Source organism: Halobacterium yunchengense, from assembly GCF_037031165.1.
Lineage (GTDB): Archaea > Halobacteriota > Halobacteria > Halobacteriales > Halobacteriaceae > Halobacterium > Halobacterium yunchengense.
In genome coordinates this window covers 26675-39765 of the sequence record NZ_JAYEZL010000007.1, presented here as the reverse complement: position 1 = coordinate 39765, position 13091 = coordinate 26675, and the positions used below count along the sequence as shown (strand labels likewise).

At 71.9% G+C, this 13091-nt stretch carries 12 protein-coding genes; 10 read left to right on the top strand and 2 right to left on the bottom strand.

The genetic code is table 11. The features are described from left to right. The first annotated feature begins 41 nt into the window (after positions 1-41). Complete coding sequence (locus U5911_RS16320) at positions 42-1415, top strand: FAD-dependent oxidoreductase (protein ID WP_418771554.1); 1374 nt, start codon at positions 42-44, stop codon at positions 1413-1415. Between the two features lie 86 nt (positions 1416-1501). After that, entirely contained in the window at positions 1502-1786 is a 285-nt protein-coding gene (locus U5911_RS16315) for a DUF7545 family protein (protein WP_336038135.1), read from the top strand. A gap of 31 nt (positions 1787-1817) precedes the next feature. On the opposite strand, the gene U5911_RS16310 is transcribed toward U5911_RS16315, so the two are convergent. Beyond that, complete coding sequence (locus U5911_RS16310; RefSeq protein WP_336038133.1) at positions 1818-2477, bottom strand: 2,5-diamino-6-(ribosylamino)-4(3H)-pyrimidinone 5'-phosphate reductase; 660 nt, start codon at positions 2475-2477, stop codon at positions 1818-1820. A 149-nt stretch (positions 2478-2626) separates the two neighbouring features. On the opposite strand from U5911_RS16310, the gene U5911_RS16305 reads away from it, so the two are divergent. The 8 genes from U5911_RS16305 to U5911_RS16270 all read left to right on the top strand — a co-directional run bounded on the left by U5911_RS16305 (position 2627) and on the right by U5911_RS16270 (position 12616). Next, entirely contained in the window at positions 2627-3895 is a 1269-nt protein-coding gene (locus U5911_RS16305; RefSeq protein WP_336038132.1) for a Single-stranded DNA binding protein, read from the top strand. After that, positions 3892-5658, top strand: a complete 1767-nt coding sequence (locus U5911_RS16300) for a hypothetical protein (RefSeq protein ID WP_336038130.1) — start codon at positions 3892-3894, stop codon at positions 5656-5658. Before U5911_RS16305 ends, U5911_RS16300 begins: the two co-directional genes overlap by 4 nt. Then, positions 5658-6428: a metallophosphoesterase gene (locus tag U5911_RS16295; RefSeq protein WP_336038128.1), complete on the top strand. Its 771-nt coding sequence runs from the start codon at positions 5658-5660 to the stop codon at positions 6426-6428. The genes U5911_RS16300 and U5911_RS16295 overlap by 1 nt, the downstream gene beginning before the upstream one ends. A gap of 77 nt (positions 6429-6505) precedes the next feature. Then, entirely contained in the window at positions 6506-9334 is a 2829-nt protein-coding gene (locus U5911_RS16290) for a DEAD/DEAH box helicase (RefSeq protein ID WP_336038127.1), read from the top strand. Between the two features lie 241 nt (positions 9335-9575). Continuing rightward, positions 9576-10661, top strand: a complete 1086-nt coding sequence (locus U5911_RS16285; protein WP_336038125.1) for a hypothetical protein — start codon at positions 9576-9578, stop codon at positions 10659-10661. 3 nt (positions 10662-10664) lie between these two features. Then, a complete protein-coding gene (locus U5911_RS16280; protein ID WP_336038124.1) occupies positions 10665-11735 on the top strand; it encodes an ABC transporter permease in 1071 nt (356 codons plus the stop codon). 1 nt (position 11736) lies between these two features. Further along, positions 11737-12459 carry an ABC transporter ATP-binding protein gene (locus U5911_RS16275; protein WP_336038123.1) on the top strand — a complete coding sequence of 241 codons (723 nt, stop codon included), beginning with the start codon at positions 11737-11739 and terminating at the stop codon, positions 12457-12459. Between the two features lie 22 nt (positions 12460-12481). Continuing rightward, complete coding sequence (locus U5911_RS16270; RefSeq protein ID WP_336038121.1) at positions 12482-12616, top strand: DUF7128 family protein; 135 nt, start codon at positions 12482-12484, stop codon at positions 12614-12616. Between the two features lie 20 nt (positions 12617-12636). Here the strand turns inward: U5911_RS16270 and U5911_RS16265 are convergent, their stop codons facing one another. Then, positions 12637-13071 (bottom strand): DUF5796 family protein, encoded by a 435-nt coding sequence (locus tag U5911_RS16265; protein ID WP_336038120.1) that lies wholly within the window; start codon positions 13069-13071, stop codon positions 12637-12639. Positions 13072-13091: the final 20 nt, after the last annotated feature.

The following is a 13091-nucleotide window of genomic DNA, read 5'->3' as shown; positions in this document are numbered from 1 at the left end:
CCAACACAACCTACAAACGCCGCGGTCGACGAGTGTACGGTATGACCGACGACCCCCGAGTAGAGATCTACACGAAGACGAACTGCCCGTACTGCGAGAAGGCCGAGGCCCTCTTCGACGAGAAGGGCGTCGACTACGTGACGTACAACGTCACGGGCGACGAGGAACTGTTCGCGGAGATGAAAGAGCGCGCGGACGGCCGCGAGACGGCGCCCGAGGTGTTCGTCGACGACGAGCTCGTCGGCGGCTGGGACGACACGCACGCCCTCGAGGAGGCCGGCGAACTCGACGAGAAGCTCGGGCTGGTCACGGACGGCGGGAGCGAAACCTCGGACGAGGATCGAGCCGGAGGCGGTGACGCCGCCGGCGAGGAGGACGTCGTCGAACACCGGAAGCTCGTCGTGACCGGTACGGGCATCGCGGCGCTGACGGCGGGCATCTACGCGGCGCGGTCGAACAACGACCCGCTGCTGTTCGAGGGCGACGAGCCCGGCGGCCAGCTCACCCTGACGACCGACGTCGAGAACTACCCGGGCTTCCCGGAGGGCATCTCTGGGCCGGACCTCATCAACGACATGAAAGCGCAGGCGGAACGCTTCGGCGCCGACATCGAACACGGCGTCGTCGAGGCCGTCGACGACTCCGTGCGGCCGTTCCGCGTGGAGCTGTCGAACGGCGACGTCTACACGGCGGACGCGGTCATCGCGGCGTCCGGCGCGAGCGCGCGCACGCTCGGCATCCCCGGCGAGGACGAACTGATGGGGTACGGCGTGTCGACGTGTGCGACCTGCGACGGCGCGTTCTTCCGCGGCGAGGACATGGTCGTCGTCGGCGGCGGCGACGCCGCGGCCGAGGAGGCGTCGTTCCTCACGAAGTTCGCCGACACCGTCTACCTCGTCCACCGCCGCGACGAGCTTCGCGCGGAGGACTACTGGGAGGACCGCGTCCAGCAGCACGTCGACGACGGCGACATACAGGTGCTGTGGAACACGGAGGCCGTCGAGGTCAACGGCACGCCCGAGGACGGCGTCTCCGACGTGACGCTCGTCCGCCACCCCGAGGGCCACCCGACGGCGAAACTCGACGACGAGGCGACCGAGCAGTTCTCCCTGAACGTCGGCGCGTTCTTCGTCGCCATCGGCCACACGCCGAACACCGAGTACCTCGAGGACACGGGCGTCGAACTCGACGACGAGGGCTACATCCTGACGCAGGGCGGGAAGGGCGGTGGCCAGACGAAGACCGACGTCCCCGGCATCTTCGGCGCCGGCGACGTCGTCGACTACCACTACCAGCAGGCCGTCACCGCCGCCGGCATGGGCTGTAAGGCCGCCATCGACGCCGACGACTACCTCGAGGGCGAGGTCAGCGCGGCGGCCGGCGAGGGCGGCGAGGCCGCGCCCGCCGACGACTGAGCGTCCGGACGCGCGGACCGACAGCCCCACCGGCGGGCCGCCCCGCGAACCCCATCCCTTTTACTCGGGGTGCCGTCCGTGGTGGCATGGACGAAGCCACGTTCACCATCGAGGGCCCGGACGGCAACACGAACGACGTCACCATTCCCGCGCGACTCGTCGAACTGTTCACCGAGGAGGACGACGACTCGCAGGCCCAGGCCGTCGGCGACATCACGCTGATGGCGTTCGCGCAGCGCGCGCACATGCTCGTCCACCACAGCGAGGACGAGCCCACCGAGGAACTGCAGGCCGTCGAAGAGGCGACCCTCGACCAGTTCGAGCAGCGCTTCGGCGTGACGTACGCCGAGGCGACCGGCCACCAGCACTGAAGCGGCCCGCGGTCAGCAGTCCGCGATCGTTCTAGCAGTCGTACTCGAGGAGCACGCCGCCGTCGACGCGCTCGACGCCGACCAGCTCCAGTTCCGGGAAGTCCTCGACGAACCCCTCGCCGTCGGCGAGCGTCGGGGCGTCCCGGCCGCCGATGACCGTCGGCGCGACGTACACCGAGAGGTCGTCGACGAGGCCGTCCGCGAACAGCGAGAAGATGAGCTCGCCGCCGCCCTCCACCATGAGGTCGTCGACGCCGCGGGCCTCGAGTTCGTCGAAGGCGGCCGGGAGGTCGACGCGGTTCTCGCCGGCGACGACGACGGTCGCGCCCGCCTTCTCGAGGCTCTGGCGGTGTTCGAGCGGTTCCTCCTCGGCGACGAGGACGAACGTCTCGGCGGCGGCGTCGAGGACGCGCGCGTCCGGCGGCGTTCGAGCGTGGGAGTCCGCGACGACGCGCGCGGGCTGGGGAGAGTCGCCGCGGTGCTCGCGGTCGGCGACGAGGTCCGGGTCGTCCACGGTCAGCGACGGGTCGTCGGCGAGCACCGTGCCGACGCCGACCATGACGGCGTCGACGCTCGCGCGGAGTTCGTCGACGCGGCGGAAGTCCTCCGGGCCGCTGATGGCGACCTGCTCGCGGCGGCGCGTGGAGAGCTTGCCGTCCGCGCTCATCGCGGCGTTGACGACGACGTGCATACCCGGGGTAGGTCGCGGCCGCGGGAAACCGGTTTCGCTACACGCGCATCTCGTCGCCGTGCGCGCGCAGGTCGAGTTCAGGGCCGGCGCGTCGGTCGCGCGTCGCGCGCGGGAACCCTTTTAGGGGAGGGTGACGCAGTTCTACGTGCATGAACGTCGACGAGCACGCCGAGGAGCTCGCCTCCGACCTCGGTGTAGACAAAGCGGAGGTCAAAGAGAACCTGCAGAACCTCGTGGAGTACAGCGTCCCCCTCGAGGAGGCCAAACGCAGCCTCCGGCGGAAGTACGGCGACGACGCCGGCGGCGACTCCGGCACGCCGACCGCGGTGGACGTCGTGGACGTCAGCCCGGACTCCGGGAACGTCACCGTCACCGCGAAAGTCCTCACCGCCGGCCAGCGGTCGATCCGCTACCAGGGCGACGACCACGTCATCCGGGAGGGCGAACTCGCCGACGACACCGGGAAGATCTCCTACACGGCGTGGGAGGACTTCGGCCTCGAGCCCGGCGACACGGTCACCATCGGGAACGCGAGCGTCCGCGAGTGGGAGGGCCAGCCGGAACTGAACTTCGGGGAGTCCTCGACGGTGAGCGACGCGGAGGACTTCGACGTGCCGTACGACGTCGGCGGCGACCGCGACCTCGCCGACCTCGAACCCGGCGACCGCGGCCGGAACGTCGAGGTCCGCGTCACGGAGGTGGAGACGCGGACCATCGACGGCCGGGACGGCGAGACCGAGATCCTGAGCGGCGTGCTCGGCGACGAGTCCGCGCGCCTCCCGTTCACGGACTGGGACCCCCACGCCGAGATCGAGGCGGGCGCGTCCGTCCGCCTCGAGGACGTCTACGTCCGCGAGTTCCGCGGCGTCCCCTCCGTGAACGTCTCCGAGTTCTCGACCGTGACGGCCCTCGACCGCGACGTCGAGGTCGGCGGACCGACGCGGCTGGCGGTCCGTGAGGCCGTCGAGCGCGGCGGCGCCTACGACGTCGAACTCGTCGGGAACGTCATCGAGGTCCGGGACGGCTCCGGGCTCATCCAGCGGTGTCCGGAGTGCGGCCGGGTCGTCCAGAAGGGCCAGTGCCGCCAGCACGGCGACGTGGAGGGCGAGGACGACCTCCGCGTGAAGGCGATTCTCGACGACGGCACCGACACCGTCACCGTCGTCCTCGACCGCGAGCTGACCGAGGAAGTGTACGGCGGCGGCCTCGAGGACGCGCGCCGGCAGGCGCGGGACGCGATGGACCAGGAGGTCGTCGCGGAGAGCATCGCCGACGAGATCGTCGGCCGGGAGTTCCGCGTGCGCGGCCACCTCTCGGTGGACGACTACGGCGCGAACCTCGAGACCACGGCGTTCCGGGAGTCCGCGGACGACCCGGCCGAGCGCGCGAGCGCCTTCCTCGCGGAGGTGGCCGCATGAGCCAGTCCGAATCCGGCGAGGTGAACCGCCGCGAGGTCGCCTACCGGCTGTTCGCCGCGGAGTTCGAGGACGCCGACTACTCGTACGCGGAGAGCGACGAGGAGCGCGCGCCGAACTACGTCGTGACGCCGACCGGCGCGCGCGTCAACCGCGTGTTCGTCGTCGGCGTGCTCACCGAGGTCGCGCAGGTCAGCGAGGACGTCGTGCGGGCGCGCGTCGTCGACCCGACGGGCGCGTTCGTCGTGTACGCCGGCCAGTACCAGCCCGAGGCCCTCGCGGCGCTGGAGTCGGCGGAGACGCCGTCGTTCGTCGCCGTCACCGGGAAGGCGAGGACGTTCCAGCCGGACGACTCGGAGGTCGTCTACACGTCCATCCGGCCGGAGGCGGTCAGCGAGGTGGACGCCGAGACGCGCGACCGCTGGGTGGTCTCCACCGCCGAGCAGACCGTCGACCGGGTCGCGACGGCGGCGGCCGCCCACGACCGCGTGGAGCGCGGCGACCGCCTCCGCGAGGTGTTGGAGCGCGCGGGCGTCCAGCCGGGGCTCGCGGCGGGCATCCCGCTCGCCCTCGACCACTACGGGACGACGCCGGCGTACCTGGCGGCGGTCCGCGACCTCGCCGTCGAGGCGGCGCGCGTCGTCGCCGGCGAGGCCGACGCCGCTGGCGACCTCGCGCTGAGCCCCGACGAGGGCGGCGACGCCGCCCTGGACTTCGCGGCCGACCTGGACGCCGACGCGGCAGCCGCGGACGAGGCGGCCCCTGCAGGGGCCGTGGAGGCGGAGAGCGAGACCGCTGTGGCCGCGGAAGGCGAGACCGGGGCGCAGGCCGACAGCGGACCCGAAACTGATTCGGAGACAGACGAAGCCCGGCCCGATACAGACGAGGGCGACTCGGGCGCAGTCGACGCCGAGGCTGGCGAGAGCGAGGGCGACGTGCAGGGCTCTGTCGGAGAGCCGGAGGCCGAGTCCGTCTCGCCGGAGCCGGCGGCGGAGACGCCGAGCCCGGGCGACGTCGCCGCCGAGGCCGCGCCCGAGGGAGGCGACGGTGTCGACGACGGTGGCAGTGGCGACGGTGGTGGCGACGGTGGCGACGACGGTGACGGTGGCGACGGAGGCGACGGGGAGCTGTACGAGCTCTCCGAGGAGGAACGCCGAGAGGTCGAGGAGAACTTCGACGTCGAGTTCTCCACCGGCAGCGACATCCCGGACGCGGGCGAGGCCGACGCGGAGACGCCCGAACCGGACGCGGAGTCCGCGACTGCGGCCGGCGGCGAGTCCGGCGACGAGTCCGCGACTGCGGCCGGCGGCGAGTCCGGCGACGAGTCCGCGACTGCGGCCGGCGGCGACGAGACCGGCGAGGGCGACGGCGAGGCCGTCGATTCGACTGCTGACGACGAGGAGGCAGACGAGCGTGCGGCCGACGGTGACGACGAACTCGGCGACTTCACGGCGGAGGACGAGGCGTTCGACGAGTCACAGGAGGAGTCCGATACGACCACGGACTTCACCGAAGACGAGTACGACGAGCCGGCGTCCGACCGCGAGGACGCGGAAGGGGGCGAACCCGACCTCGACCTGGAGGACTACGTCGTCGACCTGATGGACCGCCTGGACGACGGCGACGGCGCGCCACGGGAGGACGTGGTCGCGACGGCCGCGGACGAGCGCGACGCCGACGAGGGCGAAGTCGAGGACGCCATCCAGGCGGCGCTGATGAGCGGGCGGTGCTACGAGGCCGGCGACGACCACCTGAAGGCCATCTGATGGCGCTCGTCGAGCCGGTGCCCGGCGAACCGGCCGCGGTCGCCGACCTCGACGCGGCGGCGACCGAGGGCGGCCGGCGGGCGGGCACCGAGCGCGCGCTCGTCGTCGCGGACTACCACGCGGGCATCGAGCAGTCGCTGCGCCGCGAGGGCCTGGAGGTCCGGAGTCGCGCCGCCCGGCGCCGCGAACACCTGCTGGGGCTCGTGGACGAGACTGGCGCCGACCGCGTGGTGTTCCTCGGCGACCTCGGACACGCCATCGGGACGCCCGAGGGCGCCGAGCACGACGAACTGGACGCGCTGTTCGGCGCGCTCGACGTGCCGGCGACGCTCGTCGTCGGGAACCACGACGGCGGCCTCGCGGACGCGTACGACCTCGCGGCGACGCCGCCCGAGGGCGCGCGGTTCGGCGACGTCGGGTTCGCGCACGGCCACACGTGGCCGAGCCCTGAAGTGCTGGCCGCCGAGACCGTCTGCGTCGGCCACGAACACCCCAGCGTCCGCCTGGAGGACGACGTCGGCGGCAGCCGCGTCGAGCGCGCGTGGCTGCGCGGCCCGCTGGTCGCCGCGCCCTTCGAGGCCCACCACGGCCGCGACCTCCCGATACGCGGCGAACTCGCCGTCTTCCCGGCGTTCAACGACCTCTCCGGCGGCACGTGGGTGAACGTCGAGGGCCAGGGGTTCCTCGCGCCGTTCCTCCCCGAGGCGTGCCCGGACGCCGACGCGTACCTGCTGGACGGGACGCGCCTCGGCCGGTACTGCGACGTCTGACCGCGGGAAACCGGGCGCGGGTCGCAGCCACGGAGCCGGCAACGGCCTTATTCTCGTCGCGGCCCTACCGCCGCGGGATGAGTGAGACGCGTGGGATGGACGCGTTCTCGCACCTCGGCAGCGAGGTCCGCGCGGCGCTGAGCGAGCGCGGGTTCGCGACGCCGACGGAGCCACAGCGCCGGGCGATCCCCGCGCTCGCGGAGGGCCGGAACGGCCTCGTGGTCGCGCCGACCGGGACGGGGAAGACGGAGACGGCGATGCTGCCGGTCTTCGACCAGATCGTCGCCGGCGGCGCGCCCGAAGGGTTCGCGGCGCTGTACGTGACGCCGCTGCGCGCGCTGAACCGCGACATGCGCGAGCGCCTCGACTGGTGGGGGGACACCCTGGACGTCGACGTCGACGTCCGGCACGGCGACACGACCCAGTACCAGCGCCAGCAGCAGGCCGAGGACCCGCCGGACGTGCTCGTGACGACGCCGGAGACCCTGCAGGCGATGCTCACCGGCGAGAAGCTCCGGGACGGCCTCGCGGACGTCGAGCACGTCGTCGTCGACGAGGTCCACGAGCTCGCCGGCGCGAAGCGCGGCGCCCAGCTCTCGGTCGGCCTCGAGCGCCTCGTGGAGCTGGCCGGCGACTTCCAGCGTGTCGGGCTGTCCGCGACGGTCGGCGACCCCGGGGAGGTCGGCGCGTTCCTCACCGGCGGCCGCGGCTGCGAGGTGATAGAGGTGGACGTCACGTCGAACGTCGAGTTCACCGTCCGCGAGCCCGAGGTGACCGACCGCGACGAGCGCGCGAGCAACGAACTGATGACGAGCCCGGAGATGGCGAGCCACGTGCGAGCCATCCGCGACGTCGTCGAGGCACACGACTCCACGTTGATCTTCGTGAACACGCGACAGACCGCTGAGGCCCTGGGGTCGCGGTTCAAGGAGCTCGGCGCGAACGTCGGCGTCCACCACGGCAGTCTCTCGAAGGACGCGCGAATCGAGGTCGAGGACCGGTTCAAGGCCGGCGAACTCGACGGCCTGCTCTGCACGTCCTCGATGGAGCTCGGCATCGACGTCGGCCGCATCGACCACGTCGTCCAGTACTCCTCGCCCAGGGAGGTCGCTCGCCTCCTGCAGCGCGTCGGGCGGGCCGGCCACCGCCGCGACGAGGTCAGCCACGGCACCATCATCACCGGCAATCCGGACGACGCCCTGGAGGCGCTCGCCATCGCGCGGCGCGCCGGCGAGGGCCACGTGGAGACGGCTGGAATCCACCACGGCAGCCTCGACACCGTCGCCAACCAGGTCGTCGGCCTCGCGATGGACTTCGGGGAGACGAGCGCGCGCCACGCCTACCAGGTCGTCACCCGGGCGTACCCGTTCCGGGACCTCGACGAGGCGACGTTCCGCGAGGTCGCCGCGGAACTCCACGCGAACCGCGTGGTGTACGTCGACGAGGACGACGACACCATCGCGAAGTCCGGCGGCACGTGGCAGTACTACTACGCGAACCTCTCGATGATCCCCGACGAGCAGACGTACGACGTCTACGACATGGCCGCCGGCCGCCAGGTCGGGACCCTCGACGAGCGGTTCGTCGTGAACTTCGCCGAACCCGGGGCGACGTTCGTGCAGCGCGGCGAGATGTGGCGCATCACGAACATCGACGAAGAGGAGGAGGAGGTGAACGTCTCCCCCATCGAGGACCCCACGGGCGAGGTGCCGTCCTGGACGGGCCAGGAGATCCCCGTCCCCTACGCGGTCGCCCAGGAGGTCGGCGAGATGCGCGCGGTGGCCGGCGAGCAGTTCGCCGCCGGCGCGGACGCCGAGGGCGTCGCCCGGGAGTTCACGGTCCGGTACCCGACCGACGACGCGACCGCGAGGGGCGCGCTCGAACAGGTCGAGCGCCAGGTCGAGGCCGAGGCGCCGGTGCCGACCGACGACCGCGTCGTCGTCGAGCAAGCCGGGAAGACCATCGTGGTGAACGCGGCGTTCGGCCACGAGGTCAACGAGACGCTGGGCCGCCTGCTCTCGGCGCTGCTCGGCCAGCGCACCGGCTCCTCGGTCGGGATGGAGGTCGACCCGTACCGCGTCGAACTGGAGGTGCCGGCGCGGGTCAGCGCGAGCGACGTCGTCGGCCTGCTCGAGGAGACCGACCCGGGCCACGTCGAGGCCATCCTGGAGTTGAGCCTGAAGCGCTCGGAGACGCTGAAGTTCACGCTCGCGCACGTCGCCGCGAAGTTCGGCGCGCTCAAGCGCTGGAAGGGCCGGGACGGCGTCGGACTGTCGCGACTGCTCGGCGCGCTCGAGGACACGCCCGTCTACGACGAGGCCGTCCGCGAGGTGTTCCACACCGACCTCGACGTCGACCGCGCCGCCGACGTTCTCGACCGGATCCAGGCCGGGGCGCTGTCGGTCGCGGTGGTCGGCGAGCGGACCGCCGTCGGCTCCGGCGGCCGGTCCTCGGGCGCGGAGCTGTTGACGCCGGAGAATGCCGACGCCAGCGTCGTGCAGGCGGTCAGACAGCGCATCAGGGACGACCGCGTGAAGCTGTTCTGCACGCACTGCACCGACTGGGAGCAGGAGACGAAGGTCCGCCGGGTCGCCGACCAGCCCGAGTGCCCGCGCTGCGGGTCGACGCGGGTCGCCGCGCTGTCGCCGTGGGCCGACGACGCCGTGACCGCGGTGCGGGCCGACGACAGGGACGACGAGCAGCGCGACCGCACGGAGCGCGTGTTCCGGAACGCGAGCATCGTCCAGAGCCACGGCAAGAAGGCCGTGATCGCGCTGTCGGCTCGCGGCGTCGGGCCGCGGAACGCGGCCCGGGTCATCAACCGCCACCGCGAGGACGAGGACGACTTCTACCGGGACATCCTCGAGCGCGAGCGCGAGTACGCGCGCACGAAGGCGTTCTGGTAGGGGCCCGACCGCGCGTCGTGGTCCGAAACCGACCGCGCACTGACCGACCGAAAATCTCGACGCACCGGTCGGCCGATAACCGACCGCGCACTGACCGACCGGAACTTGCGGCGCGCCGGTCGGCCGATAACCGACCGAGCGTCCGCGGTCGCGGGCGGTCCACCGGGCCGCGGCGCGGACGGTGTGGCAACGCTACGCAGCCTCACGAGAATTTAAGAGGGCGTCCACGCAACGGGGAGACATGCGTCTCACCCCCCCAGACAGCGGACGGACGGCCCTCCTCGCGGTCGGCCTGTCGGTCCTCCTCGTCACGGCCGGTTGCACGGGATTCATCGGCGGCGAGGGCTCCGGCAGCGGCGACGGCGCGGCGACCGAGCGCGTCCCCGCGGACGCCTCCATGGTCGGCTACGTCGACGCCGCCGGCATGCTCGAGGACGACTCGCTGCGCGACCTCGCGAACGCCGCCTTCGAGGCCCAGGGCCAGTCGGAGTTCTACAGCGGCCCGACCAGCGTCGAGGAGTGGCTCACGCAAGTCGAAGACGAGTCCGGCCTCGACCCGTCGAACGTCGAGAGCATGACGTTCTACGGCACCGAGGGCGAGAGCGTGCCGACGAACGCCCAGCAGGCCGGGGCCGTCATCGAGACGTCGTTCACCGAGGACGAGATCGTCTCAGCGATGGAGGAGTCCGGCACCGAGTTCGCCGAGGAGTCCCACCAGGACACCACGGTGTACACGTACGGCTACCAGAACCAGAACGCGCTCGCCGCGCTCGGCGACGGCGCGTTCGTCGTCGGCGACACCACCGCCGTCGAGAGCGTCCTCGACGTCGACGCCGGCGACGAGGAGGCCCTCGGCGGCGAACTGCTCGCGCAGTTCGAGAGCACCGACGACGGCTACCTCCGGTTCGCCGCCGACGTCCCCCAGGACCAGCTGCCCGCCGACGAGCTCGGCGGGAACTCCCAGGTGGACACCAGCGCGTTCAACGCCGTGACGTACGTCAGCGGGTCGTTCGACACGAGCGGCGACGAGGTGTCGATGCGGATGAACATGATCAGCGAGTCCAGCGACGACGCCAGCCGGATCAACGACGTCGTCGACGGCGCGCTCTCGCTGTACAGCGGCGTCGGCGGCGACGAGCTCCGGGAGGCACTCGAGAAGCTCTCGGTCTCACAGGACGGGGACACGGTGACGGTCACGTACACGGACACGGTCGACGAACTGGAGGACCGCATCGAGGCGATGTACTCGATGAGCGGCTCGGCGTCGGCCACGGGGTCGGCGTCCTCGTCGACGGACGCGACGGACGGCGCGGCGACGACGGCGTAACCGATGGACGTCACGTCCCTGCTCGGCAAGGAGCTGACGTGGGGACGCCACAAGCTCGTCGCGTTACTCGTCGTCCTCGTCTTGCTCCCGGCGGTGTTCTCGTACACGACGTTCGCGTTCCAGCACGTGCTGCCGACGGACGCGCCCGTCGCCGTCGCGCCGGCCGACGACGCCACGACCGAGGAGGACCTCGACATCGCGACGGCGTCGGTGACGCTGTTCAGCGACCCGCGGACGTACGACTCCGAGGCGGCGGCGATGCGAGCGCTGAACCGCGAGCGCGTCTACGCCGTCATCGCGGTGCCGCCCGACCTCACCGACGAGTCGGCTGGCACCGCGCACTTCGACGTGTACGCGTCGGGCAGCGTCGTGCCGTACCTCCAGCCGTCGCAGGCGCTGGCGAGCATCGCCTCGTACACGCTCGAGGACCAGCTGCCGCGGGACGTCTCCGCGACCCGGCACGTCGTCGGCGAGGAGTACGCGCTGTCCTCGTACCTGATTCCGGCGTTCCTGTTGACGCTCGTGTCGCTGGTGGCGCTGGTCTACCTGCCGTACACGTTCGACCAGGAGGCCGCGGTCCTCGACCGCCTGCGCGTGGAGACGTCCCTGCACGCGGTCGTCGCGAGCAAGCTCGCGTTCTTCGGCGCGCTGCTGTTCGTCCCGCTGGCGGTGTTCGACGCGACGACGGCACACGCCGGCGCGGCGCTCTCCGTGCTGACGCCGGGCACGGCGCTCGTGACGCTGCTGACGTTCCTGCTGCTCGGGCTGGTGGCGGCGACGCTGATGGTCGTGTTCCGGTTCGGGACGTGGGGCCGCATCGCGAACCTCCTCGTGATGCTGTTCGTGCTGTCGTTCTCCGGCATCGCGTACCCCGTGGGGTTCTTCTCGCCGGCGCGCCGGTGGCTCGTCCGCCACGTGCCGACCCACTACTCGGCGGTCACCACGAGAGGGTTCGTGCTGCGCGGCGACGCCGTCGGCCAGTACGCCGACTGGCTGCTCGGCCTGGCGGCGTGGGTCGTCGGCGCCGCCGTCGTGTTCGCGGGCGCAGTGGAACTGTACGAACGGAGGGCCTGAGATGACCGGGACGGACACCGGACCCGGGGCACCCGGCCGGCCGGACGCGACGCTCGGCGTCACCGACCTCACGAAGACGTACGGCGACACGAAGGCCCTCGACGCGGTGGGCGTCGCGTGGGGGACGGGACTGCACTGCGTCGCCGGCCCGAACGGCTCCGGGAAGACGACGCTGCTGCGCGTGCTCGCGGGCCTCACGCGGCCGGACTCGGGAGCGGTGACGGCGCCGGACTCGCTGGGGTTCGCGTTCCAGGAGCCGAACGTCTACCCCGACCTCACGGTCGACGAGAACCTCGACGTGTTCGCGTCGCTGACCGGCGGCAGCGAGGAGTGGCGCGAGTCGCTCGTCCAGCGGCTCCGCCTCGGCCCGGAGCGGGACCGCCGCGCCGCGGACCTCTCCGGGGGCTTCGAGAAGAAACTCGACCTCGCGCTCGCGCTCGTGAAAGCGCCCGACGCGCTCATCCTCGACGAGCCGCTGGCGGACCTCGACCCGGCGACGCGGCGCCGGCTCGTCGCCGTCGCGACCGAGTACGCTCGCGACCACTGCGTGCTCGCGTGCACCCACAACCTCTCGGCGTTCCGCGAGGACTACGAGAGCCTGACGGTGCTCGTGGACGGCCGCGTCCGCCACCGCCACGACCGCGCGGAGACCGACGGCGGCCCCGCCGACGCGTACGAACGACTGCTAGACGACGTGGCGACCGGCCGGGGCAACGGTTTTTAACTCGGGCGACGCACGCTCACGTATGGTCGAGGAGACTGAGCGGGACGACATGCTCTGGTACCGCTGCGAGAAGTGCGGGCTGATGTTCGACGACCAGGGCGACGCGCGCCAGCACGAGCAGAACTGCGACTCCGAAGACCCCTCGTACTTGCAGTAGGCCGCCGCGGCCCACGTCACCTACCCGTCGTCCGCGGCGAACAGTTCGAAGGACCGCTCGCCGAGTTCGTCCTCCTCGAACACGAACACGCGTCCCCTCGCCTCGTCCGGGTCGGCCGCCACTTCCGTGGCGTAGCCGTCCGCGCGGACCGTCACGCCCGGGAACAGCTCCTCCTCCTCGCCGGGGTCCAGCAGGACGCGGCCGACGCCCGACGACTCCAGGATGTCGTCGTGGGTCTTCAGGTCGTTGACGTAGACGAGGACGCCCTCGGACTCCGTCGGGTCCGTGACGAGGACGTGGACGTCCTTGCCCGGCCGGCACCGCAGCGTCCCCGCGACCTTCTCAGGGACGCCGTTGTAGAACGCGCGGCGGCCGTCCGTGTACTCGACGTAGACGCCCTCCTCGGCGAGTTCGACGCCGAGCGTGCTCGGCGGGATGTCGTTGCGGGCGCTCATGACCGAGTGTTGCCGGCACG

Bases quoted from the DNA above. Each gene is read 5' to 3' on its own strand.
- U5911_RS16320 (WP_418771554.1), top strand. From the start codon at position 42: ATGACCGACGACCCCCGAGTAGAGATCTACACGAAGACGAACTGCCCG.
- U5911_RS16315 (WP_336038135.1), top strand. From the start codon at position 1,502: ATGGACGAAGCCACGTTCACCATCGAGGGCCCGGACGGCAACACGAAC.
- U5911_RS16310 (WP_336038133.1), bottom strand. From the start codon at position 2,477: ATGCACGTCGTCGTCAACGCCGCGATGAGCGCGGACGGCAAGCTCTCC.
- U5911_RS16305 (WP_336038132.1), top strand. From the start codon at position 2,627: ATGAACGTCGACGAGCACGCCGAGGAGCTCGCCTCCGACCTCGGTGTA.
- U5911_RS16300 (WP_336038130.1), top strand. From the start codon at position 3,892: ATGAGCCAGTCCGAATCCGGCGAGGTGAACCGCCGCGAGGTCGCCTAC.
- U5911_RS16295 (WP_336038128.1), top strand. From the start codon at position 5,658: ATGGCGCTCGTCGAGCCGGTGCCCGGCGAACCGGCCGCGGTCGCCGAC.
- U5911_RS16290 (WP_336038127.1), top strand. From the start codon at position 6,506: ATGAGTGAGACGCGTGGGATGGACGCGTTCTCGCACCTCGGCAGCGAG.
- U5911_RS16285 (WP_336038125.1), top strand. From the start codon at position 9,576: ATGCGTCTCACCCCCCCAGACAGCGGACGGACGGCCCTCCTCGCGGTC.
- U5911_RS16280 (WP_336038124.1), top strand. From the start codon at position 10,665: ATGGACGTCACGTCCCTGCTCGGCAAGGAGCTGACGTGGGGACGCCAC.
- U5911_RS16275 (WP_336038123.1), top strand. From the start codon at position 11,737: ATGACCGGGACGGACACCGGACCCGGGGCACCCGGCCGGCCGGACGCG.
- U5911_RS16270 (WP_336038121.1), top strand. From the start codon at position 12,482: ATGGTCGAGGAGACTGAGCGGGACGACATGCTCTGGTACCGCTGCGAG.
- U5911_RS16265 (WP_336038120.1), bottom strand. From the start codon at position 13,071: ATGAGCGCCCGCAACGACATCCCGCCGAGCACGCTCGGCGTCGAACTC.